The organism is Martinezella lusitana (genome assembly GCF_010668395.1).
Classification (GTDB): Bacteria; Pseudomonadota; Alphaproteobacteria; order Rhizobiales; family Rhizobiaceae; genus Rhizobium; species Rhizobium lusitanum_A.
The window spans coordinates 298,495-320,644 of the sequence record NZ_WUEY01000006.1 but is presented as its reverse complement, the minus strand read 5'-3'; the positions used below and the strand labels follow the sequence as shown (position 1 = coordinate 320,644).

At 60.2% G+C, this 22,150-nt stretch carries 25 protein-coding genes and 1 pseudogene; 12 read left to right on the top strand and 14 right to left on the bottom strand.

Annotated features, from left to right (window positions below):
- Positions 1 to 22: 22 nt before the first annotated feature.
- A complete protein-coding gene (locus tag GR212_RS16750) occupies positions 23 to 559 on the bottom strand; it encodes a GNAT family N-acetyltransferase (RefSeq protein WP_163987697.1) in 537 nt (178 codons plus the stop codon).
- A 341-nt stretch (positions 560 to 900) separates the two neighbouring features.
- Here GR212_RS16750 and GR212_RS37100 point away from each other — a divergent pair, with 341 nt between their 5' ends.
- From GR212_RS37100 to GR212_RS16735, 3 genes are all read left to right on the top strand, one after another.
- Positions 901 to 1,224, top strand: a complete 324-nt coding sequence (locus GR212_RS37100) for a metalloregulator ArsR/SmtB family transcription factor (RefSeq protein ID WP_163987696.1) — start codon at positions 901 to 903, stop codon at positions 1,222 to 1,224.
- A gap of 36 nt (positions 1,225 to 1,260) precedes the next feature.
- Complete coding sequence (locus GR212_RS16740) at positions 1,261 to 1,704, top strand: SRPBCC family protein (protein WP_163987695.1); 444 nt, start codon at positions 1,261 to 1,263, stop codon at positions 1,702 to 1,704.
- Positions 1,705 to 1,897: 193 nt separating this feature from the next.
- Positions 1,898 to 2,392 carry a CreA family protein gene (locus tag GR212_RS16735; protein WP_163987694.1) on the top strand — a complete coding sequence of 165 codons (495 nt, stop codon included), beginning with the start codon at positions 1,898 to 1,900 and terminating at the stop codon, positions 2,390 to 2,392.
- A gap of 269 nt (positions 2,393 to 2,661) precedes the next feature.
- On the opposite strand, the gene GR212_RS16730 is transcribed toward GR212_RS16735, so the two are convergent.
- Positions 2,662 to 3,126, bottom strand: coding sequence for a chemotaxis protein CheW (locus tag GR212_RS16730; protein WP_047633896.1), 465 nt, complete (start codon positions 3,124 to 3,126; stop codon positions 2,662 to 2,664).
- Between the two features lie 451 nt (positions 3,127 to 3,577).
- On the opposite strand from GR212_RS16730, the gene GR212_RS16725 reads away from it, so the two are divergent.
- Genes GR212_RS16725 through GR212_RS16715 form a run of 3 tightly spaced genes read left to right on the top strand, consistent with a single transcriptional unit; the run spans position 3,578 to position 6,235 of the window.
- The gene (locus GR212_RS16725; protein WP_163987693.1) at positions 3,578 to 4,180 is read left to right on the top strand and encodes an SCO family protein; all 603 of its coding nucleotides are present in this window, start codon (positions 3,578 to 3,580) and stop codon (positions 4,178 to 4,180) included.
- 7 nt (positions 4,181 to 4,187) lie between these two features.
- Complete coding sequence (locus GR212_RS16720; RefSeq protein WP_163987692.1) at positions 4,188 to 5,336, top strand: FAD-dependent oxidoreductase; 1,149 nt, start codon at positions 4,188 to 4,190, stop codon at positions 5,334 to 5,336.
- 20 nt (positions 5,337 to 5,356) lie between these two features.
- Entirely contained in the window at positions 5,357 to 6,235 is an 879-nt protein-coding gene (locus GR212_RS16715; RefSeq protein ID WP_163987691.1) for a 50S ribosomal protein L11 methyltransferase, read from the top strand.
- Between the two features lie 199 nt (positions 6,236 to 6,434).
- On the opposite strand, the gene GR212_RS36850 is transcribed toward GR212_RS16715, so the two are convergent.
- Positions 6,435 to 6,575, bottom strand: a complete 141-nt coding sequence (locus GR212_RS36850; RefSeq protein WP_204326611.1) for a hypothetical protein — start codon at positions 6,573 to 6,575, stop codon at positions 6,435 to 6,437.
- Between the two features lie 343 nt (positions 6,576 to 6,918).
- On the opposite strand from GR212_RS36850, the gene GR212_RS16710 reads away from it, so the two are divergent.
- Positions 6,919 to 8,754, top strand: coding sequence for an aminopeptidase P family protein (locus tag GR212_RS16710; RefSeq protein WP_163987690.1), 1,836 nt, complete (start codon positions 6,919 to 6,921; stop codon positions 8,752 to 8,754).
- A 51-nt stretch (positions 8,755 to 8,805) separates the two neighbouring features.
- Here the strand turns inward: GR212_RS16710 and GR212_RS16705 are convergent, their stop codons facing one another.
- Together GR212_RS16705 and GR212_RS16700 are read right to left on the bottom strand one after the other, a co-directional pair.
- Positions 8,806 to 9,117 carry an AzlD family protein gene (locus tag GR212_RS16705; RefSeq protein ID WP_163987689.1) on the bottom strand — a complete coding sequence of 104 codons (312 nt, stop codon included), beginning with the start codon at positions 9,115 to 9,117 and terminating at the stop codon, positions 8,806 to 8,808.
- Between the two features lie 2 nt (positions 9,118 to 9,119).
- On the bottom strand, positions 9,120 to 9,842 hold the full coding sequence (locus GR212_RS16700; RefSeq protein WP_163987688.1) for an AzlC family ABC transporter permease: 723 nt from the start codon (positions 9,840 to 9,842) through the stop codon (positions 9,120 to 9,122).
- Between the two features lie 227 nt (positions 9,843 to 10,069).
- Here GR212_RS16700 and GR212_RS16695 point away from each other — a divergent pair, with 227 nt between their 5' ends.
- Entirely contained in the window at positions 10,070 to 10,321 is a 252-nt protein-coding gene (locus GR212_RS16695; RefSeq protein ID WP_163987687.1) for a DUF2164 domain-containing protein, read from the top strand.
- A gap of 7 nt (positions 10,322 to 10,328) precedes the next feature.
- Here the strand turns inward: GR212_RS16695 and panB are convergent, their stop codons facing one another.
- The 3 genes from panB to GR212_RS16680 form a co-directional block, all read right to left on the bottom strand.
- The gene (panB, locus tag GR212_RS16690; protein WP_163987686.1) at positions 10,329 to 11,150 is read right to left on the bottom strand and encodes a 3-methyl-2-oxobutanoate hydroxymethyltransferase; all 822 of its coding nucleotides are present in this window, start codon (positions 11,148 to 11,150) and stop codon (positions 10,329 to 10,331) included.
- 1 nt (position 11,151) lies between these two features.
- A complete protein-coding gene (gene panC, locus GR212_RS16685; protein WP_163987685.1) occupies positions 11,152 to 12,027 on the bottom strand; it encodes a pantoate--beta-alanine ligase in 876 nt (291 codons plus the stop codon).
- A gap of 178 nt (positions 12,028 to 12,205) precedes the next feature.
- Positions 12,206 to 13,153, bottom strand: coding sequence for a hypothetical protein (locus tag GR212_RS16680; protein WP_163987684.1), 948 nt, complete (start codon positions 13,151 to 13,153; stop codon positions 12,206 to 12,208).
- A gap of 208 nt (positions 13,154 to 13,361) precedes the next feature.
- On the opposite strand from GR212_RS16680, the gene GR212_RS16675 reads away from it, so the two are divergent.
- Complete coding sequence (locus GR212_RS16675) at positions 13,362 to 13,913, top strand: DUF805 domain-containing protein (RefSeq protein ID WP_163987683.1); 552 nt, start codon at positions 13,362 to 13,364, stop codon at positions 13,911 to 13,913.
- A 172-nt stretch (positions 13,914 to 14,085) separates the two neighbouring features.
- Positions 14,086 to 15,471 carry a hypothetical protein gene (locus GR212_RS16670; RefSeq protein ID WP_348643477.1) on the top strand — a complete coding sequence of 462 codons (1,386 nt, stop codon included), beginning with the start codon at positions 14,086 to 14,088 and terminating at the stop codon, positions 15,469 to 15,471.
- Positions 15,472 to 15,477: 6 nt separating this feature from the next.
- On the opposite strand, the gene GR212_RS16665 is transcribed toward GR212_RS16670, so the two are convergent.
- The 4 genes from GR212_RS16665 to GR212_RS16650 form a co-directional block, all read right to left on the bottom strand.
- Positions 15,478 to 16,563 carry a glycosyltransferase gene (locus GR212_RS16665; RefSeq protein ID WP_163987681.1) on the bottom strand — a complete coding sequence of 362 codons (1,086 nt, stop codon included), beginning with the start codon at positions 16,561 to 16,563 and terminating at the stop codon, positions 15,478 to 15,480.
- An 81-nt stretch (positions 16,564 to 16,644) separates the two neighbouring features.
- Positions 16,645 to 17,268 carry a bifunctional nicotinamidase/pyrazinamidase gene (gene pncA / locus GR212_RS16660; protein ID WP_163987680.1) on the bottom strand — a complete coding sequence of 208 codons (624 nt, stop codon included), beginning with the start codon at positions 17,266 to 17,268 and terminating at the stop codon, positions 16,645 to 16,647.
- Positions 17,269 to 17,379: 111 nt separating this feature from the next.
- On the bottom strand, positions 17,380 to 18,663 hold the full coding sequence (locus tag GR212_RS16655) for a glucose/galactose MFS transporter (RefSeq protein WP_163987679.1): 1,284 nt from the start codon (positions 18,661 to 18,663) through the stop codon (positions 17,380 to 17,382).
- Between the two features lie 282 nt (positions 18,664 to 18,945).
- The gene (locus GR212_RS16650) at positions 18,946 to 19,560 is read right to left on the bottom strand and encodes a TetR/AcrR family transcriptional regulator (protein ID WP_163987678.1); all 615 of its coding nucleotides are present in this window, start codon (positions 19,558 to 19,560) and stop codon (positions 18,946 to 18,948) included.
- A 158-nt stretch (positions 19,561 to 19,718) separates the two neighbouring features.
- Here GR212_RS16650 and GR212_RS16645 point away from each other — a divergent pair, with 158 nt between their 5' ends.
- Positions 19,719 to 20,456, top strand: coding sequence for an SDR family oxidoreductase (locus GR212_RS16645; RefSeq protein ID WP_163987677.1), 738 nt, complete (start codon positions 19,719 to 19,721; stop codon positions 20,454 to 20,456).
- A 105-nt stretch (positions 20,457 to 20,561) separates the two neighbouring features.
- Here the strand turns inward: GR212_RS16645 and gstA are convergent, their stop codons facing one another.
- The gene (gene gstA, locus GR212_RS16640; RefSeq protein ID WP_163987676.1) at positions 20,562 to 21,197 is read right to left on the bottom strand and encodes a glutathione transferase GstA; all 636 of its coding nucleotides are present in this window, start codon (positions 21,195 to 21,197) and stop codon (positions 20,562 to 20,564) included.
- Between the two features lie 148 nt (positions 21,198 to 21,345).
- On the opposite strand from gstA, the gene GR212_RS16635 reads away from it, so the two are divergent.
- Complete coding sequence (locus GR212_RS16635; protein WP_163987675.1) at positions 21,346 to 21,708, top strand: winged helix-turn-helix transcriptional regulator; 363 nt, start codon at positions 21,346 to 21,348, stop codon at positions 21,706 to 21,708.
- Here GR212_RS16635 and GR212_RS36845 read toward each other — a convergent pair.
- Positions 21,688 to 21,962: pseudogene (locus GR212_RS36845) on the bottom strand (GIY-YIG nuclease family protein). The gene GR212_RS16635 and the pseudogene GR212_RS36845 sit on opposite strands and share 21 nt — an antisense overlap.
- Positions 21,963 to 22,150: the final 188 nt, after the last annotated feature.

The following is a 22,150-nucleotide window of genomic DNA, read 5'->3' as shown; positions in this document are numbered from 1 at the left end:
CAACCCGCCGCCAGTATCGTTGTCAGACTATCAGGCGCGCCATGGTGAACGCATCGACATATTCGCCGTTACGGAATGCAAAGGCGCGCAGCCGGCCTTCGGTTTCGAATCCGAATTTCTCGTAGAGCCGGACCGCGGGCGCATTGTCGACATAGACGGTCAGTTCCAGGCGCTTGATCGCCAGCCAGTTGTCGGCGCTGTCGACGAGCGCCGCAAGAAGCGCGGAGCCGATGCCGCAACCCGTGAAATCGTCGTGTACGCCCATGCCGATCTGGCCGATGTGGATCCGTCGGCCGGCGAGCCGGTTCAGGCCGGCATTGCCGACGACCTGTCCGTCTACCTCGGCGACAAGGCCGATCGAGTTGGGCGCCGGCTTCTCCAGCCATTGCCGCGTTTCCTCGACGCTTTGGAAGGGCAGGCGCAAGGTGCCGGCGCGGAAGCCGGGGAGGTTGGCGATCGCGGCGATTGCCTCGGCATCGGACGGGCGCGTTGCGCGAATCTCGATTGGACCGATCGTGCCTGATCGTCGTTTAACGGGGTCTTGCTCTTCGAAGGACATGGGCTCTCCTTGATAGTGATGAGGAGAGCAAGGAGCCTTCAACCCTGCTCGCCTCGGCAGGGTTGAGATGGATCGCGGTCAGCTCAATGCAACACGCCGTCCACTCGCCCCGCAAAGGGAGAGATGGTGTGAAGGTGCATTGTGACGATACGCTTTGCCATCATGGCGCGCATGATCCGATGCAGCGTCGGCATTGTCAATCGCCTTCGTCGGTTTCCGTTGACGATGCCACCGTGCTTTCGGAGCGGAGCGAGATTGCCGTTCTCTCTCAATATGGCTTGACAGGCAACCATTTGGTTGCTTATAAGGAGGATAATAGGCAACCAAATGGTTTCGTATCTGTGAATGATGATGCAGTCTTCAAGGCGTTGGCGGATGCCAGCCGACGACAGTTGCTCGACAGGCTCTACGAGCGCAACGGGCAGACCTTGAGTGCGCTCTGCGAAGATCTGGAAATGACCCGGCAGGCGGTGGCCAAGCATCTCGCCATTCTGGAAGAGGCCAATCTGGTGTCGGCCGAGAAGCAGGGGCGCGAGAAGCTGCATTTCATCAATGCGGTCCCGATCAACGGCATTGCCGAACGTTGGATCAACAAGTTCGAGCGCCGGCATCTGAGCGCGCTTTCGGCCTTGAAGAAGGCGCTGGAAGACGAGGGCGGTCAGTAGCCGGCAAGCTTGAATATGCAAACAAGGAGCAATGACATGGCTGGAAGCAAATTCGTCTACGTCACCTTCATCCGTACCACGCCGGAGAAACTCTGGTCGGCGCTGACGGCGCCTGAATTCATCAAGCAGTATTGGTTCGACATGACCCACGATACCGAGTGGAAAGTCGGATCATCATGGAGGATGATCTTTCCGGACGGCCGTGTTGCCGATACGGGAGAGATCGCGGAGTTCGACCCGCCGCGACGGCTCGCCATCAAATGGCGCAACGAGTTTCGTCCGGAGCTGAAGGCCGAAGGCTGGTCGCGATGCGTGATGGAACTGGAGCCGGCGGACAATGCCGTGAAGCTGACCGTCACTCACACGATCGAGGTCGAGAATTCCAAGTTCATCGAGGCTGTTTCCGGTGGCTGGCCGAAGATCCTGTCGAATCTCAAATCGCTGCTGGAAACCGGAACGGTCGCAATCAGCCAGAAATAGCACAGGCTGCTAGCGATTTTTCCGGAGACGCCGACGCGCCGATGGGCAACGCCGTGCCGTTTTCCGCCGGCGAGGGTTCGTTTGTCGGCGGCGGCACGCGGCGGGATGGCAATCCTATCTTGCATCGCCCGTCCGTCATCTTACCTTAGCGATGCCGCTCTCGCTCCCGGCGGCCGTAGTTGGAGGATGATTGATGCGTTCACCCAAGTTGTTTACCGCCATTGCCGCGTCTTTTCTGGCCCTGGCGCCCGTTACCGCTTCCGCCGAGGTTGTCGGCAAGGTCGGCGTGGACTGGACGGGCAATGATATTCTGGTCGATGCGGTGGCGGATCCGGAGGTCGCGGGCGTGACCTGCCATGTGACCTATTTCGACCGCAGCGTTATCGACCGGCTGCGCAAGGGCAACTGGTTCGAGGATCCCTCCAACAATTCCATTGATTGCCGCCAGACCGGCCCGATCGAGATCGGCGACATCAATCTCTCCCAGAGCGGGGAGGAGGTGTTTCGCGCCGGATTGTCGCTGATCTGGAAGAAGCTGGTGGTAACCCGGATCTACGACAAGAAGAACGACACTTTGGTCTATCTCATCCATTCGCGTCAGCTGGTGAACGGTTCGGCCAAGATGGCTATTTCGACGATACCTCTGTTCGGTCAGCAGGTTACGTGGAAGAAGGGTAAGCCCAATTAGCGTTACCAGGATACCGCAAAAGCAACCCGTAAAGGAATAATACCAAAAAAAGTCTTACTCTTGGGTTGTCGAATTCCTTCTGGTTGCTTTCGGTTTGCACCTTTTTGATGCAATTTTGCAAACGAACAGGGAGGCGACTCTTGCCCCTGTTCACGGCCTGCAATACCGGCGTCATTGGCTACACCCCTGCCAAGGCCGGCTACACGAAAAACGATCGCCCTGAAGCTTGGCTCCAGGGCGATCTTCTTTTTATGGCTAACTTGTTGAAATCAGGCGGCTTGTGCCAGCTGATCCGCAATGACCGTATCGAGGTTGAGGAAGCAGACCATGGTCTTTTCCAGCGCCACGATGCCGCGGCAGAAAGCGCGCTGGGCTTCCGGGATGATTTCCGGTGCTGGTTGCAAATCCTCGCTTTTGATCGACATCATGTCCGATACCTGCTCGACCAGGAGACCGACGAGCTTGCCGGCAATATCCGTGACGATGATGGCTGAGCGCTCCGAAGGCTCCGTCATCTTCATGCCAAGGCGGCAGGCCATGTCGATGACCGGGATCACCGCGCCGCGCAGGTTGATGAGGCCGAGCACGTAAGGTGGCGTATGCGGCATCGGCGTCACCGGCGCCCAGCCGCGGATTTCGCGGATAGCCATGATGTCGATGCAGAATTCCTGATCGCCAAGGTGGAAGGAGACGATTTCCAGATAGGCGCCGGATTGCTTGATGGCGTTCGTCATATTCGAAGACTTCCCGGTTGGCATCGCCGGCAAGCGACGCTCTCGATTGAAAAAGAGTGATCGGCTGGAGCAGCTTGGGCAGCGACAGCGTCCGGTGCTTCGGCGCGAGGCGCCTGGCTTGTCCGGCGGGCGTCATGCCCTTCTGAGATAAAGAAGCTTGCCGGACTTTCCGTCGGCGAGCGAAGTGGAGTTCGATCCTTATCCGGAATGTTGGCGCGGACAGGTTAGGATTGGTTTAACATCGATGTAGATTTCGTCCCGCCAGGCCGCGAAGAGCGGAAAAACGGAATGATCGTGCCCTGAAGGACCTCGAAGCTCATGCTGCGACGATTTCGGCCTCTTCTGAACATCTTCTTGAATTGCGTCCTCCACTTCGAGCCGTTACATCGGCTAGGAGGCCGACCGTGCTGCTTTTGAGGCGCGGTCGCCGGGTCTGGCGAGGAATGCAGTCATGAGAAGCGTGCGGATTTTGGTTTGGGTGGCCGTGTTGGTCGTGGCCGGAATATTGGGTTGGCTGAGCTTTGGCGGCGGCAGATCGCCCGAGGTGGCGGCATCCGGGCCCTATGGCGTGCCTTTCACGCTCGTCTCGCAGAGGGGCCAGCCGATCAGCGAGCAGGCGTTTCGCGGCAAGCCATCGGCCATATTCTTCGGCTATACGCATTGCCCGGACGTCTGCCCGACGACACTGTTCGAGCTGAACGGCTGGCTGGAGAAGATCGATCCGGATGGCAGCAAGCTCAATGCCTATTTCGTGACCGTCGATCCCGATCGTGACACGCCGGCCATCATGGACCAGTATGTCTCCAACGTTTCCAAGCGCATCACCGGCATTTCCGGGGATCCTGCGAAGGTGATGGACATGGTGAAGGGCTTTCGTGTCTACGCCAAGAAGGTGCCGGTGGACGACAAGCAGCCGAACGGCGACTATACGATGGATCATACCGCTTCCGTCTTCCTGCTGGATTCGGCAGGCCGCTTTGCCGGAACCATCGCCTACGAGGAGGATCCGGATGTGGCGGTGAAGAAGCTGGAGAACCTGATCAAGAAGGGATAGGCGCCGCATGGCCGTAGGGATCGGCGAAGAGGGGAAGTCCAGATCCATATTGATTGCAGGGGCGGGGCCGGTCGGCCTTGCTGCCGCACTGGAACTTGCCCGGCGCGGCTTCTCGCCACGCATTGTCGATGATGGAGCAGGCCCGACGCCGCTGGAAGAAAGCCGCGCACTCGGTGTCAACGCGCGTACGCTGACGCTCCTGTCTCCCTCCGGTGTTACGGACCATATCATCGCTGCCGCGCAGCCGATCGAGCATTTTCGCGTTCACTCCGGCGAAAAGATGCTCATCCAGCTGGATACGAGACAGGTGCCCGGCCGCTTCAGCGCCATTCGTGCCTTGTCGCAGGGCAATACCGAGCGGCTGTTACTGGAGGCACTCTCCACCCATGGCATCGTGCCCGAATGGCAGACGGCGGTTGCCGCCGGGGACATAGCCGATTTTCGGAAGCCAGAGGTCGTATTGCACAAGGCCGACGGGTCGTCGGAGACGGTTCGGCCGGATATCCTGATCGGCGCCGATGGGGCGCATTCGGTCATCCGCAAGGCGCTGGGTGCCGGTTTTCCGGGCGAGGCGCTCGAGGCCTCCTTCTATCTCGTCGATTTTCGTTATGCAGGCCCGGTCGACACGCATTACGGCGAGGTATCGATATTCGATCCTGGCATGGTCGCGCGCTTGCCGGTGGCGGCCGACATCATCCGCTATCTTTCGACGCTGGAGGATTTCGAAAGCCGCATCGTTCATCCGGCTCCGGTTGCGGAGAAGACGTGGACATCGCAATTTCGTATCAACTTCCGGCATGTCGAGCCGATGGCCAAGGGGAATGTGTTTCTTGCCGGCGACGCCGCGCACATCCATTCGCCTGCCGGCGCACGGGGCATGAATCTCGGCATCGAGGATGCTTGCTGGCTTGCTTGGCTCATTGCGGAAGGCCGCGAACAGGAGTATTCGGGCCTCAGAATTCCCGCCGTGAAGCAGGTTTTGAAGCAGACCTACGGCCTGACGCGGCTGGTAACCATGAGAAATCCGCTTGCGATCGCAGCGCGCAATCTCCTTGCGCCGCTGCTTTTGCGTTTCGGTCCGGCGCGCAGGGCTCTCCTTCAGAGCATAGCCGGCTATGACACGAAAAGACCGCCCTGGATCGACTGGGCCGAATAGAAACGAGAAAGAGCGACGAGTTGAGCGAGATTCGCCTTTATGTGACGACGACCGAGAAAAGGGCCGAGCAGATCCTGGATTTGATGACGCCGGTTTTCGAGGACGAAGAGTTTCCGATTGCAACGACGGAAATCGACGAGAAGAACGATGTCTGGGAAGCTTCGATCTATCTGTATGCCGCGGATGAAGACGAGGTATACGGCCGGTTCGAAGCTCTTCTGAAGCCTCAATTTGCTGGACTTGCCATTCAAAGGGAGGTGCTTCCCGATATCGACTGGATCGCCAAGTCGCTGGAAGGGCTGAAGCCCGTGCGTGCCGGCCGCTTCCTCGTTCATGGTTCGCATGATCGCGACAAGGTCGGTGCCAGCGATATCGCAATCGAGATCGAGGCCGGCCAGGCCTTCGGCACCGGCCATCATGGGACGACGGCAGGTTGCCTTGAGACGATCGAGACGGTTCTTGCCAGCCGCCGCGTGCGCAATGCGCTCGATCTCGGCACCGGCAGCGGCGTTCTGGCGATTGCCGTGCGCAAACTGCGAAACATTCCGGTTCTGGCGACCGATATCGATCCGGTTGCCGTGCGGGTCGCCCGCGAGAATGTTCGCGGCAATGGAATCGTTTCGGGTATCGCGCTGGAGACCGCGCCGGGCTTTCATTCCACGGCCTTTTCCCGTCACGGACCCTTCGACCTGATTATCGCCAACATTCTTGCGCGTCCGCTCATCAAGATGGCGCCACAGCTTGTCGCTCATCTGGCGCCGGGCGGCTCGGTCATTCTATCAGGCATCCTCGCGGAGCAGCGCTGGAAGGTTCTTGCCGCCTATAATGGCGCGAAGCTGCGTCATGTGCGCACGATCTGGCGCAATGGCTGGGTTACCATCCATCTCGACCGGCCTTGAGCCGGTCACTTTCCTGATACGAGCGCAGACAAAAAAAGGCGGTGCCGAAGCACCGCCTTGAAGATCGACTTTCGCCGATCTTGCCCGCGAGCGTGTGGAGGAGGAGTGCTCAAGCGGGCTCTAGCGTTCTGATCGCGGTCCGGGAGGGAGGAGGAGAACCGGATTGCGATCGGCTTAGAACGCGTAGCTCATAAATCTCTTAGCGGTGACCGCCACGGCTTGCGCCGATTGCCTTGGCGGTTTCGACTTCGAGCTGACGAAGCGAGCCGACAGAGTGGCGTACGGTGCGACGCTCGCCAGCCAGCGCCGGGCTAACATATGCGGAGCGGGTGATAGGCATTGTTTTCAGTCCTTAGTTTGAGCTGGTTCTTCGTGAACCCCGTTTGATGACGCGGATATAGCGACTCGTCCGTCGGCGTGGCAGGGGGGCGGCCTCATGGGAGCTATGCGCGTTATGCATATTGCCTGCCGTGAAGATGTCATATTTGGCCAACCATGCCCATGAAATGGGCGGATTCGTTAACGGCGAGAGACCTGTCAGAGCGCTGGAGGAGGGGGAGACGTGGCCCTTGTCGCGCATATTGCCATCGTGACCGAAAATCACGTCGCACTTCGCGCAATCATGCTCTAACATACTGGCAGCATTCAGTTTCGCGGATTCTTCACCAGTCTTGGATCAGGCCATGTTTCAGTCTTTCGACGTCACTTCCACCCCGCAATTCGGTCGCGAGAGGGTCGCCGGTCTGCGCGCCGCTTTCGGCGATCTCGGCATTGACGGCTTCCTCGTGCCGCGTGCCGACGAGTATCAGGGCGAGTATGTGCCCAGATGTTCGGAGCGCCTTGCGTGGCTCACCGGCTTCACGGGATCGGCAGGTGTTGCCCTTGTGACACAGTCCGAGGCAGTCGTCTTCGTCGATGGCCGCTATGTGACGCAGCTTGCCGAGCAGGTGGACCGAACCGTCTTCACCGGCGGCGATCTGGTGAACGAGCCGCCGCATCTCTGGCTGCCACGCCATGCGAAGAAAGGCTTCCGGCTCGGCATCGATCCGTGGCTGCATACCGGCGCAGAGGTGCGCCGGCTGGAGAAGGCACTGGCTGAAATCGACGGCAAGCTTGTCTTTCTCCCGCACAATCCGCTCGACAAGCTTTGGACGGACCGGCCGGCCGAGCCGCTCGGCGGCGTCATCATTCAGGATATCGCGCAGGCCGGCGTCCTGGCGAAGGACAAGCTTGCGACCATCGCCGCCAATCTCAAGGAAAAGAATTTGAAGGCGGTGCTGATTACCGATCCGTCTTCGGTCGCCTGGATTTTCAACATCCGTGGCAGCGACGTGCCGCACACGCCGCACCCCTTGGCGCGCGCCATCATCTATGCGGAAGGCGAGGCCGAACTCTTCCTCGACAAGCGCAAGACCAAGGTTGAGGCGGAAGCCTATCTGACTCAGATCTGCAAGCAGCTGCCGCCATCCGAACTCGTCAAGCGGCTGGCCGTTGCCGCCGCCAATGGCGGACGCATCCTGATCGATCCGGATCTTGCTTCCCACGCGCTTACGGACATCATCCGCCACGAGGGCGGCGATGTCGTGGAGGGCAATGATCCGGCCAAGCTGCCACGCGCCTGCAAGAATGCCGCCGAAATCAACGGATCGGCAGCCGCTCACCTGCAGGATGGCGCCGCCATGGTCGAATTCCTCTATTGGCTGGAGACGAGCAAGCCGGGAACGGTGACGGAGATTGCCGCCGCCGAACGGCTGGAAGCCTGCCGTGCCCGAGTCGGCGAAAGCATGCAGAACCCGCTGAAGGACATTTCCTTCGATACGATTTCCGGCGCCGGCGAACATGCCGCCATCATGCACTACCGCGTGACGACGGCGAGCGACCGGCCGATACAGGCCGGCGAACTGTTCCTGATCGACTCGGGTGCGCAATACATCAACGGCACCACGGACATCACTCGCACTGTCGGCATCGGCCTCGTCTCCGAAGAGCAGAAGCGCCTGTTCACGCTGGTGCTGAAGGGGATGATCGCCATCAGCACGGCGCGTTTTCCGAAGGGCACGCGCGGCTGCGACCTCGATCCGCTCGCGCGCATCGCGCTCTGGAAGGCTGGCGTCGATTTCGCCCACGGCACCGGTCACGGTGTCGGTTCCTATCTTTCGGTGCATGAGGGACCGCAGCGCATAGCGCGGCTCGCGGTGCAGGAGCTGCTGCCGGGCATGATCCTCTCCAACGAACCCGGCTACTATCGCCCCGGCCATTTCGGCATCCGCATCGAGAACCTGATCTATATTCGCGATCCCGAGGAGATCGAGGGCGGCGATATGCCGATGCTGGGTTTCGAAACGCTGACCTTCTGCCCGATCGACCGCAGTCTCGTGCTTGTCGAGCTGCTGACGCATGAGGAGCTGCACTGGCTGAACGAGTACCACGCCCGGACGCGCGAGGCGCTCATGCCGTTGATCCACGATCATGACATCCGGGCCTGGCTTGAAAATGCCACGCTCGAGCTCAGCCACTGAGAAACGCTGACCCCATCCGGCCTTGAAAGCCGGATGGGGTCCTGAAACGTCTCAAGCGCCGATGGAATGGCGCCATGCCATCACGACGATCCAGCCCGCGACCAGCATATAGGTCGACGGATAGCGCAGGCCGACGAGAAGGGCTGCCAGCATCGCTACCTTGGTGTCCCAGCCGCCGATGAAGAAGGCGGGCGCGACGAGGGTCGTGAGCACGGCGGCGGGCACGGCATTCAATGCCGCTTCGACGCGCGGCGGAATGCGGGTCATCTTGACGATGAGGATGTAGCCGCCGATGCGGGTCAGGAAGGTCACCACGGCCGCGGCGGCAATCAGCAGGACCATGTGCGGGTTGAAATCGAGCATGGTCAGACCTCGTGGTTTTCGTGAGCGAGGTCTGGCTTGCGGTTGGCTTTGACCGGCGGCAGTACCGCGGCAAGCGCAACGCCGGCGAGCGCGCCGATGCTGACATGCCAGGGCGAGCCGACATAACGATACGCGATGGCCGATGCCACGGCGCTCGCGGCCACGACCGGCAGGAAGTTGTCGCGCTTGCGGAAGCCCAGGACGATGCCGAGGAAATAGATCGGCAACAGGATATCGAGGCCGATGGCCCTCGGATCGCCGATCAGGCTGCCGAGGAGGCCGCCGATCAGGCTTATGAGCACCCAGGGAATGTAGACCATCGTCGCAAAGCCCATGTACCAGACGAAGGTGATGGGCTTGCCGCTTTCCTGGCGTTTGATCGTTTCTGCAAATTGCGGATCGACCAGCAGGAAGAAGGTGAAGAATTTTTCCACCGGGCTAAAGTGCCTGATATAGCGCGCGATTGCAGCCGAATAGAGCACATGGCGGAAGTTCACCGCAAGGATCGACAGCACGATAAGCCAAGCCTGGACATTGTGGCCGAAGAGGTCCAGCCCGACCATCTGGCTGGCGCCGGCATAGACCGTGCCGCTCATCAAAGTCAGCTCGCCAAGCGACATGCCCTGATCGCGCGCCAGCGCGCCGAACAGAGCGCCGAAGGGCGCTGCGGCAAGGCCGACGGGAATGCCACCCTTCAACCCTTCAAGAAATTCCGCGCGACTCATGGTCCGCTCTGCCCTTCATGGAAAACCCGGCATATGCCGGATGCTATATTTGCATTCCGTGGCGCGAATCGCGTGCGGCAGGGGCGCAGCCCCGCGCACCGGCTCCTCCCGCCGCTCAATGGCCGGAGCAGTAAGCCGTGCGTACAAACCCGGCAATTGAATTTCCTTGATGGATCAATTGATTTCCTTGAAGCAGTTCCCTGAACGCATCAGAAAGTGGAGCGAGGATGAAGAAGATCACGTTTTCGAAGGAAGAGAAGGCTGCCATCGTCGCCCGTCTTCAGCGTTATTTTGCCGATGAGCTCGACCAGTCGATCGGCGCGCTGCCTGCCGAATTCCTGCTGGATTTCTTCACGGCGGAAATCGGCCCGTATTACTACAATCAGGGCCTGCGCGATGCCCATGCCGCCCTGGTGAGCAAGATGGAAGATTTCGGCGAAGCCATCTATCTCTTGGAGAAGGAGCCGGCCAAAGGCTGACGGAGCCTCATTTCTTTGGCTGGAACGTATGCTCCAAAGCAGGGAAGGTGCGAGCCCTCACGTCCTCGGCATAGGCTTCGGCCGCCTCCGAGACCAAGGGTGCCAGCTGCGCGAAATGCCTGACGAAGCGCGGCTTGAAATCGTTGAACAGGCCGAGCATGTCGTCGGAAACGAGGATCTGTCCATCGCAAGCCGCAGAGGCGCCGATGCCGATGGTGGGGATGGCGACTGCGGCGGTGATCTCGCGGGCGAGCGGCTCAATCGTGCCTTCGATCACCATTGCGAAGGCGCCGGCCTCGGCGATCGCCCTGGCATCGCGCCGGATCTTGTCTGCTTCCTTGTCCGTGCGTCCAAGGGAGCGGTAGCCGCCAGTCGTATTCACCTGTTGCGGCATCAGCCCGACATGGCCGAAGACCGGAATACCGCGGCCGGTCAGGAAGGTGACGGTTTCGGCCATTTCCTCGCCACCCTCCAGCTTGACGCCATCGCAGCCGGTTTCCTTCAGAATGCGCGCAGCGCTGCGAAAGGCCTGCTCCTTCGATTCCTGATAGGAGCCGAAGGGCAGGTCGACGATAACGCAGGCGTGCTTCGCGCCGCGCATGACGGCCTGGCCGTGGCCAATCATCATCTCCAGCGTGACGCCGACGGTTGTTTCCATGCCGTAGAGCACCATGCCGAGCGAGTCGCCGACCAGCAGCAGGTCGCAATGCGGGTCAAGCAGGCGGGCGATCGGCGTCGTGTAGGCCGTCAGGCTGACGATCGGGCGCGTGCCCTTCATCGCTTCGATCGCTGCAGGCGTTACACGCTTGGTCTGTCCGACGGTGCTCATCTCAGACGGTCCTTTCATTGGCGGCCGGCCGGCGGCCGATGACGCGATTGTCGAGCAGGCGGGTGCTGCCGATGCGGACGAAGAGCGCGATGAGCACGGGATGGCCCTGCAATGTCGTCAATGGTTCCAGCGTATCGGGATGGCGAACGGCGGCGACTTCCGCTGCCGCGAGTGGTTCTTTGTCGATGAAGGCGCGCAGCGCCTCTTCCAGCGCCGCAGGGTCGTTCGCGCCGAGATCGTAGAGCCTTTCCGCCTCCGCCAATGCCCTGGGGACGATGACGGCGGCGGCACGTTCTTGCTTCGAGAGATAGACGTTACGCGAAGAGAGCGCCAGGCCATCCGCATCGCGAACGGTGGGCACCGGCACCACACGAACCGGCTGCGCCAGATCCTCGACCATCCGGCGGATGATCGCGACCTGCTGATAATCCTTTTCGCCGAAATAGGCGCTGTCCGGCTGGACGATGTTGAAGAGCTTGGTGACGACGGTGGCAACACCGGCGAAATGACCGGGGCGAACCGCGCCCTCCAGCTCACCGCCGAGCTTCGGCACGTCGACGACCGTTTCCATCGGGCGCGGGTACATGTCGCTGACGCCGGGCGCAAAGAGAAAATCGACGCCGGCTTCGCGCAGCATGGCGCTGTCGCGCTCGAGATCGCGCGGATATTTCGCCAAGTCCTCATTGGCGCCGAACTGCAGCGGATTGACGAAGATGGATGTGACGACGATATCGTTCTCGGCCTTGGCGCGGGAGACCAGTTCCATATGGCCGGCATGCAGGAAGCCCATGGTCGGCACGAGACCGACGCGTTTCCCGGTCTTGCGGTGCCCGCCAAGCTTTTCGCGCAAGGCCGCTATCGTGTTGACGATCTCCAAATTCGCTCCTCCGCCGACAGCGCCTTCCCACGCCGCCTGCTTCCATCCCATGAATTTTGCGGGGTCTTCTAACGTGTGCAGTGCAAAAAAGCAATTCGAGGCGCGGGCGAGCACCCGATGGGGCTGACGATATGAGGGAGCGAAACGCCGCTCACAGCCCGCGCGCAGCCACTATATTTCAGAAGGAAACGCTTGGCCGCATGTCAGACTTCATATCCTGCAGACCGATCTCACGCCGGCGTTTGCTTGCTGGTTTCCATTCGAGATCGAGCGCCTTTGCGACCAGCGCCGTTGCATCTTTCGCCGCGCCGAGCGCGGGCATCGAAAAAATGCGCAAGGGACCGAAAAAGCAGGTCGGCTTGTGCCGCCCTTCGCCATAGAAGCAGCCGCCAATCGGCATGGGAATCCATGTCCACGGCGTTGCCTCCGCATACGAAAGTCTTGCCGCATTTCCCGTCTCGTCGGCGATGGTGATGATTTGCGTCTTATACGGCAGGAGAAAACTCTGATGCTCTATCGGTTCGGTAACTGTGAGGGTCACGATCCGGCCTGCTGGCTTTTCGACCAGCCGATACATGCACATACCGGCAACGAGTTTGCCGTTCTCGAGCAATCCGAACGGAACGATGCGAAGATTGTTTCCGCTCCTGTCCGCCCAAAGTTTGCTGCACAAGGGGTCCGTGCCGATTTTCCAGGCACTGATCGGCGCATCGTCAGACTCGGATTTTTCGTACACTTTCGAAACAACGAAATTCTCTACGAGCGATACCGGCAGCCCGAGAACGGGCGCTGCTTCGGTGTTGACGACGAGCGCATCGCTTCCTGAAAATGCAAATGCTTGATTGGCATTTTTTGCTTGGATTTCGCGAGACAGCTGCAGAAATTTATACTCGCTAATGCCTGCGAGAACGAAGTTTCCGCCGAAATAGAGAAGCGGCAGAATGAGCCAGACGCGATAATCCCTGTCAGTCAGAGCCTCCATCGCAAGCGAGGCAAATGCAAGGTTGATCGTAAGGATTGGCCAGACCGAAGCGCCCAGGATCATCAATATCGGGCCTATGATCGGCACGTACTGCAGGACGAGAACGATCCAAGTAAAAGCAAAGAGCCAAAGGGATTTCGTCATATGCGACCTCACTTTGTTTCGCTTTTCTCTCACGTCTGTTGATTAAGTCTTAATGTGATGGGCTCCGCTTTACCTGTTTATCTGCAAGTTTGCCGGGCTCGTTGCGATCAAAAGAGCGTTCTTCAAGTAAAATTTGAAAAATATCCTTCATGGAGCTTAAGGGTCTGCGTGCTGTATTGCCGTGGGGCAACGGTTCGTGGGGGATCGCGTGATTGACATTCTTTTCGGATTCCGAGGGCAACTGGGGAGACGGCAGTATTTTTTATGGTGTATTTGCGGGGGTTTTCTTGCGGGGTTCCTGCTCTCCCTCGTTTTCATCGCCATGGCGTTCGCCGATAAGGGGAGGCAAACGCTTATCCATCCCGCGATCATGCTACCTTTCCTGGTATTCTTTCTTCCGTTTATCTGGATGGGTTTCAGTATCCAGTCCGCAAGACTACGAGACATCGGGTTGCGGGCCCTTGGTGTCATGCTGACGGTTGCGTTGATTTTCGTCGTTGCCGCAGTTGCTAGGATCGTCATGCCTGACGGCGCGGTGCCGAGGGCGCTTACTTTGCTAAACCGCGGCGTGGGAATTGTTTATTCTGTTTTGCTTCTCTTCGCGCCCAGTGGTTTCGTCTCGCAGCGGACGTCGCCTGATCCCGAGGATACGGATAAAAACGGACGGCGGGCTCCAGTTGCGGCCTATGTTGCTCCGACCAAGGTCGCAGCCGGCAGCAACAAGAACAGCTTCGGTCGGCGGGGATTGAACGGAACCTGATCCCACCCGAACCGGCACTCCGCCGCGAAGCAGCTCGCAGGGGGGCGTCGCCGGGTTTGACGTAATATGATGGCAAGTCAGCGTCGCAACTGGCGTTTTCTGCCGAGATATACCGCTTGCGATTAGCGCTTTCCTCAATCTTTTGCTGTTAGCTGCCGCCATGGCGAAGATCGTGGCATTGGCTGCATATTTCTATCAGGCGGCGGTGGCTTTCGGGCTGCTGATCGCGGTCGCGCATCTGCTGACACCGGCGGATTATGCGGCCTATTCGCTGTTCATCTCGATCAGCCAGTTCGCAGCGATCTTCTGTTTCGAATGGGTTCGTTTTGCCTGCAGCCGTTTCTATCCCGGGCAGGGGGCCGGCAGCGAAGCGCTTGAGCGCAAGGCGCTGAGCGTGGAATTTGCGGCCTGCTCGGCGATCTGTCTGATTGCCGCTTCCGCTTCGATCCTCTTTTCGGTGCCGACAGAGATTGCCGTGCTTGGCGGCCTTGTCGCGATTTTCCAGGGCGGCAGCGACCTGCATCTCACCATGCTCCGCTTCCGTCAGGAGTTTCGCATTTTTTCGCGGCTGCAAGGCTCGCGCGCCACCATTCTCGCGGTCGGCACGCTCGCGGGTGCTGCCGTCGCTCCGACATTTACATGCACCGTCATCGGCCTGATGGCCGGCTATCTCGCTTATGGGCTACTGGCCTTGTTCCTGACCCGCAACAGCCTGCGCGAGGCCGCGCGTTTCGAGCCGCCGCTGGTTCGCAAGCATTTCGTCTATGGCAGTGTCGCCGCCTCGGCATCGGTCATCGGCCTTCTGACACCATTGGGGCTGAAGACGATCCTGACCGCGGTGCTTGGAGCAGGGGCCGCCGCCGGCGCATTGCTGGCCCTCGACCTGCTGCAGCGGCCGTTCGTTCTGATCGTCTCCGCCTTGCAGGCGATCCAATATCCCGACGTCGTTTCGACCTATGATCGCGAAGGCGCGACGCCGACCTTCAGACGGCAGCTCGGAGAGTATTATTCGCTGCTCACAGGCTTAACGCTGATGACGGCTGCCGGCATTTTTGCGCTGCTGCAGCCCATTGGACAATTCGTCATCGCGGCCGGCCTGCGTGACGGATTTCTGGCGGCGGCGCCTTTCGTCATCGGCCTCGCCACATGCCGGGCGCTGACGTTCAACATGCTGCCGACGCCGGCGCATCTGCAGCACCGGCTGTTGGCGATCTTCCTGCTCGCGGTCCTGGATTGTGTGCTGCTGAACATCGGCGTGCTGGCCGGCGGTCATCTCGGCTCCTACAACGACGCTGCGCTCATGGCCGGCGGCATGATCGGCGCGCTTTGCGCGATAGCGATCGGCCTGAAGGTCATGATGTCTCTTTCCTTCGACTTCGTCTGGCCGCCGGTCGTCTTCTCCGCCATCGGGCTGGCCGTGCCGGTGCTGGCGACGGCCGGTTTCGGCTATTCGCTCTGGATATCGGTGGCGGTCGGCGTTGTCGGCGGCGCGCTCTTCTGCCTGCTCGGTCTCTACAGCTACTTCATCACCATGTTCCGGCCGCAGGCGCGGTCGTGAAATCTCTCAGAGATCTTCCAGAATGGTCAGCACGCGGTCGGCGCTGCCGTCCCAGGAAAAACGGGTGACGTTCTCGTAGCCGCGCCGGCGCAAATCCTTGCGCAGCGCGTCGTCCGTCGCGATCCTGCGCATGGCCGCAATGAGTTCATCCTGCCGGAAGGGATCGAAGTAGAGTGCGGCATCGCCCGAGGCTTCGCGCACGGCAGGAATATCGGCCGCAAGCACCGGGCATCCCTGTGTCATCGCCTCCAGCGGCGGGATGCCGAACCCTTCATAGAGGCTCGGGAAGACGAAAGCGGTGGCGTGCCGCTCCAAGGCCGCGATCTCGGCATCGCTGAGCCGGCCGGGAAAGAGCAAGCTATCGTTGGATTTCTGCCCGTCCGATTTGAACACGGTCGGCGCGGAGCCGCCGACGACCACCAGCTTCTGGTTTTCGTCATTGAGCGCCTCGAAGGCGCGGATGGCAAAGTCGAGGTTCTTGTTGGGCTTCATCGTCCCGACGAGCAGGAAAAAGCCGTTCGTCTTCAGGCCAAGCCGCTGTATCACCGCATCCTCGGGCTCGATGGCGGCGAAATGATCGACGGCATTGTAGACGACGTCGATGCCGGCTGAAGAAACCCGGAAAACGGAAGCGAGTTCCTGCCTCGAGAATTCGGAGACCGTGCCGATCTTGGCAGTGCGCGTCAGCACCGTACCCAGTGCGCCGTGCAGCAGGCGGTAGCTGCGCTTGAAGGATTGCGGGTGGCGGAAGATCGTCACGTCATGGATGACGACGGCCTGGCGGCGGTGCAGGAGCGGGCCACTGCCGCCGAAGCCGATGAGGCGGCTGCCGCGCGAGCGCGAAAGCAGCGACGTCTGCTCCCAGACGTGGCCGGGACCGGACCCGAAACTGTCGATCTCTATGGCGGAGAGCCTGATGTCGATGGGCGTATTGCGCGGTACGGCCAAGCGCCAGCGCGCGCCTTTCAAGGAGGCGGGAAGAGCGCCCGCGGAGATCTTGCGGTCGAGCGCCAGCGTCAGTTCGCGCGCGAAGCGCTGCACGCCGGAGAGCGGCTGGCCGAGGAAACGCCCGTTGATGACAATCGACTGCACGCGAGAGGTCCCGATATTTCTTTGATCGGGAACAGCTTGCACCATTTTGTTTAGAGAAGGTTTAGCTTGGCTCGCGCGATTTTACGCAAGCGCATCCTTACTGTCGATCACGGTGACGCCGCGGGTTCGCATTTCGTCGATTGCCGTCTTGACGCCGACAGGGTCGATGCCGCGGCTCGCATCCTCGATGAAGCGAACGTTGACGCCGGGCAGCATGTCCACGGCGTCGAGGGCCGAGAATTTCACGCAGTAATCCGTTGCCAGCCCGCAAAGATCGAGCTCGGTGACGCCTTTGTCGCGCAGATAGGCCGCCAGGCCGGTAAGGGCCGCCTGATCGTTGTCGCGGAAGGCGGAATAGCTGTCGACCGAGGGGTTCTGGCCCTTTTGCTGGATGAAATCGATGTCGCCGACATGAAGGTCGGGGTGCAGTTCGGCATCTGCGGTGCCCTGGACGCAATGATCCGGCCACATCATCTGCGGCTTGCCCGAGAGCGTGCCCATCTCGAACGGCTTCTTGCCGGGATGGGCGGAGGCGAAGCTGCCGTGACCGGCCGGATGCCAGTCCTGCGATGCGACGATCAGATCGTACTGGCCGCTGTCGATGAGGGTATTGGCGACGGGCACCACCTGATTTCCATCCGGCACGGGAAGATTGCCGCCGGGGCAGAATCCGTTCTGGATGTCGATGAGCAGCAGTGCTTTCATGAGGCCTGTCCTTCCGTCTTGGTGCGCCGCACGATGCCAAGCGGCGCGCCTGGGATCAAGCCCTTTGCGCCCCGCCGGGAAACCAGGCGGGGCGCGATGGTTGGCGAAGGCTTACGCGGGCTTGTGGCCCTTGAGGCCATAGAAGGCGATATAGACGTAGCAGATGATCGGCATCAGGAAGGCGAGATGGATGCCGATCGTATCGGCAAGGCCGCCCTGGATCACTGGAAGGATAGCGCCGCCGACGATGGCAAGGCACAGAATACCCGAGCCTTGGCTGGTGTACTTGCCGAGGCCGTGCAGAGCCAGGCTGAAGATCGTCGGGAACATGATCGAGTTGAACAGGCCGATCGCCAGCACGGACCACATGGCGACATGGCCGGTGGTGAGTACGGTGACGACGAGCAGGACGATGGCCACGGCGGCGTTGAAGGCAAGCGCCTTGCCGTCATCGATATGCCGCATGATCAGCGAGCCGACGAAGCGGCCGATCATGGCGCCGCCCCAGAAGTAGGAGACGTAATGGGCGGCATCGGCTTCGGAGAGATGGGCGATGTCGGGCTGACTGAGGAAGTTGACAAGGAAGCTGCCGACGCTGACTTCGGCGCCGACATAGACGAAGATGCCGACAGCGCCGAGCACGAGATGGCGATATTGCCAGGCGGAGCCGCCGCCGCGCATCGGCTCGACCGTTTCCTCATCCTCGACCTCGGGAAGCTTGAGAGCCGCGAAGACGGCGGCGAGGACCAGGAAGGCCACGGCAAGAAGCAGATAGGGGAATTTTACCGCGCCGGCTTCGGCAAGCCGCATGGCGTCGAGTTGCTCCGGCGTCGCGTTGGCGGCGGCGACCGTCGCCGCGGACAGGATCAGCATCGCGCCGAAGTAGGGGGCAATCGTCGTGCCGAGCGAATTGAAGGCCTGCGTCAGGTTCAGGCGGCTGGCGGCGGTATCGGGCGGTCCCAACACGGTGACATAGGGATTGGCGGCGACCTGCAGGATGGTGATGCCGGTGGCGAGCACGAAGAGCGCGCCCAGAAAAAGAGCATAGACGCGATAGCTGGCGGCCGGAATGAAGAGGGCGCAGCCAACTGCCGCGATTGTGAGGCCGACGACGATGCCCCACTTGTAGGTGATACGCTTGACCAGCGCTCCGGCCGGCAGCGATACGATGAAATATGCGCCGAAAAAGCAGAGCTGGATGAGCATCGCTTGAGTGTAGTTGAGTTGAAAGACGCTCTTCAGGTGCGGGACCAGAATGTCGTTCAGGCAGGTGATGAAGCCCCACATGAAAAAGAGTGAGGTGAGTGCGATAAGCGCGAATTGGTAATTGCCCTGGCCATGGTGTGCGGATGCACGGGCGCTGGTGGGCGCAGAGCTTGTTGCTGAGCCAGCCACTTTTTTATCCTCGGTTCTTGTTGTTGCCAGGCTTCGAGATTCGATCCGGGCGAAAGCCCGAATGGGCCAGAAGAACAGCTGGCAGCGGCTTGCCGAGATGCCCGCAGGAAATGCAGAATCCCGAAGCCGTTTAAATCGATATAATCGATTGGATCGCTATTGGTAGCTTGCTAGGGATGCGGATTTTGCAATGCTGCAATGCAATCATTTGCAACAGGGGAATACCAGGCGAAGCTCGCCAGCTTTGTGGCGATGCGTTCGATTTGCCGCCAGCCGCCTGTATCAGCCGTCGTTGTTCAAATAGCCGAGCACAGCTCGCTTTACGCGTAGCGCCAATTGGTTTCTGTCCTGCTCGCCATGTTCTCCTGCTGCGTCGACCATCCCCTTGATGATCGCCACCACGTCGCGGCTTGCGACATCGATATCGGCCTGCGGCGGCAGATCAGATCGCAGAAGCGTTGCCCGCGTGAGCTCGAAAAATCGCATCTTGACCTCTTGGGTGGCAGCGTCGAGCGGCAGGCGCGCTTCTTCGAAGTCGAGCAAGCGGGCAAGGGCGGGGCGGCGAAGCTGCTGCTCGACGCAGGGAAGAATGAGGGCCGACAGCGCCTCGCTGCCGGTGAGCCTGGTGGTTGCGCTTTCCGCCTCTTCGACGAGGCGGGACGTCTCGCGAAAGATCAGGGCTCCGATCAATGCGTCCTTGCGCGGAAAGTATTGGTAGAGCGAGCCGACGCTGACGCCGGCCCTTTCCGCGACGGCGTTGGTGGAGAAAGCTTCATGGCCGCGCTCTTCCAAAATGCGAGCCGCTGCCTCCACGATCGCCTCGACGGTCGCGAGCGAGCGGGCTTGCTTTGGTGCTTTTCTCGGCGCGGGGCGGCTCTTCAGAGGGCTTTCGGACATGTTCCTGGAATGCGAGTGGCGAAAAGCGAATTATCGCTCATATTACAGGTCAAGGCCCGACGAAACAAGCGTTTCAGCGACGTCAGGGGATTGAGTTCTCCGGCGAGCGCGTGCGCGCGATGCTGCTCGGTCGGGTCGGATGACAAGGAGATCCATGCATGACCAGTGAAATCAGAACCGCAATCGTGACCGGCGCATCGAAGGGCATCGGGGCCGCCATTGCGAGACAGCTTGCCGCCGATGGCTTTCAGACCATCGTGAATTACGCATCGAGTTCCGATGAGGCGGCGGAAATCGTTTCCGGCATCGAGGAGGCCGGTGGCCGGGCGCTTGCGGTCCGCGCGGATGTTGCCGATGCCCGAGCGCTAACCGCATTGTTCGATCGCGCCGAAGCGGAGTTCGGACGGGTCGATGTGCTCGTCAACAATGCCGGGATCAGCAAATTCTCGCCATTGGCCGAGGTTTCGGATGAGGACTTTCAGCAGCAGGTCGCCGTCAACCTGACGGGCACCTTCAATGGAATGCGTGAAGGAGCGAGGCGGCTGCGCGATGGCGGCCGTATCATCAACCTGTCGACGAGCATCATCGGCCATTATTCCCCCGGTAATGGCGTCTATGCGGCGACGAAGGCGGCGGTGGAGGCGATGACGCATACCCTCGCGAAGGAACTCGGCACACGCGGCATCACCGTCAATGCGGTGGCGCCGGGGCCGATCGCCACGGAGCTGTTGTTCAAGGGGCGGTCCGAGGAGCTGATTCAGCGCCTGATAAACGATATTCCGCTCGGCCGCCTCGGGTTGCCGGAAGATATCGCCCGGATCGTGTCGTTTCTCGCCAGCGCCGAGAGCGGTTGGATCAACGGCCAGATCATCCGGGCAAACGGCGGGCGCAATTGAAATCGGGTCGTGGCGGCACTCGAGCCTTTGTGGTGCTACGCGTGGCGCTGCCGCGAGACCGACAGCGTCTCGCGGCGGTTCGCCCATTGCTCACCGCTGCTGGGGTCAGTCGAAAGGCAACCCTTCTTCCGCGATGGATTTCCGCACGGCATCGCGTTGCCTGATGCGGGCGTACCAGTCCTTGAGATTGTCGAGTTCATCGAAGTGGATGTCAGCCTTGTAGTAGGATTTGAGCCATGGAGCCTGCCCCCATCCCGTCAGCGCAAACAGATAGGCGTCGGCAACCGTAAAGCTCTCGCCCATCAGGAAGGGGCGGTCGGCAAGATGGGCATCGATCCATCGATATCGCGCTTCGAGCTTCGGCCTCGCTGTCTCGACATAGTTTCTCGCCAGCCGTGCATAGAGAAGCGGAATGAAACCCTTGTGGATTTCCGTCGACAGGAAGTTCAGCATCTCCTGCAGCTTGTAGCGCTCCATCGTGCCGGAGGCGGGCGCCAGCCCGGATTCGGGCTTCAGATCCGCCAGATATTGGACGATGGCCGGCCCCTCATGCAGATGATTGCCGTCGCCGAGTTCGAGAACGGGGACATAGCCGTGTGGGTTGATGCCGTAGAAGTCCAGCCCCGTCTCGGTCCTGTGGCTGGTGTGATCGACCTTGACCAGGTCTACGTCCAAACCGAGTTCGTTGATGACGATATGGGGCGAGAGCGAGCAGCTTGCGGGCATATAATACAGTTTCACGAGAGGTCTCCATGGCGTTTCCGGTGCCAGCTTTCGCTTGGAAAGACTGTCGCTGAACCATGTAGTCTGCTCGGTATGGAATAGTAAGAACGGAAAAGTTTGACATCTAGGTACAAAAATTATACCGCCTCGGCATGAGGTATGCGCGATGAAGAAGACCGTGACTGGATGCTCCGTCGAGGAGGCCATGCATTTGCTGGGAGGCCGCTGGCGGCTGCTGATCGTGTCCTATCTCGTCGATGGTCCCCAACGCTTCAACGAGCTTCGACGGCTGATGCCGGGCATTTCGCAGAGAATGCTGACGCTTGACCTGCGCGCGCTGGAAGAGGCGGGCCTTATCAGGCGGACCGTTTATCCGACCGTTCCTGTCAAGGTAGAGTATTCGCTGACGGAGGATGGGCGTCGCCTGGAAAAGGTGGTGGCCGTGGTCAAGGAATTTGGTCTGTGGCTGAAAGATCGGGATGTACGGGTGCTCGGAGAGCATGAGCCTTCACCAGAGCTCGTAGCGTAAATCCCGCCAATCCGGATTTGCTTTCTCAATAAGCTCGATCTTTCACTGGCGATACCAGCGTTTCAGCGATTTTCGTGCTGTATGGCCGAAGCGATGGCGGCATGGTCTTCATACCAGACCAGCCGTGTACATCCATATTTCCATGCGAATCCGGGCGTCAGACCCTCGCGATGTTCGTAGATGTGGCACTCAAGATCGGCAGTGACGCCGATGTACAGAGTGCCTCGCTTGTTGTTGGTGATGATATAATTGATATCTACCTAGGCATGTGATGTGCGGATAGGAATGAAGGCCGTTGAGAGGCGAGATTGCGAGCGACGGTGTAGGTGGCTCTGTACCTTCCACTTGGAGAAAATTAGCTCCTCAGCTGAGGCGAGCTGATTGAATTAAACTCAATCAAAAATATGTGCTCGCATCGATTGCATCCGGTGACGAATATAAT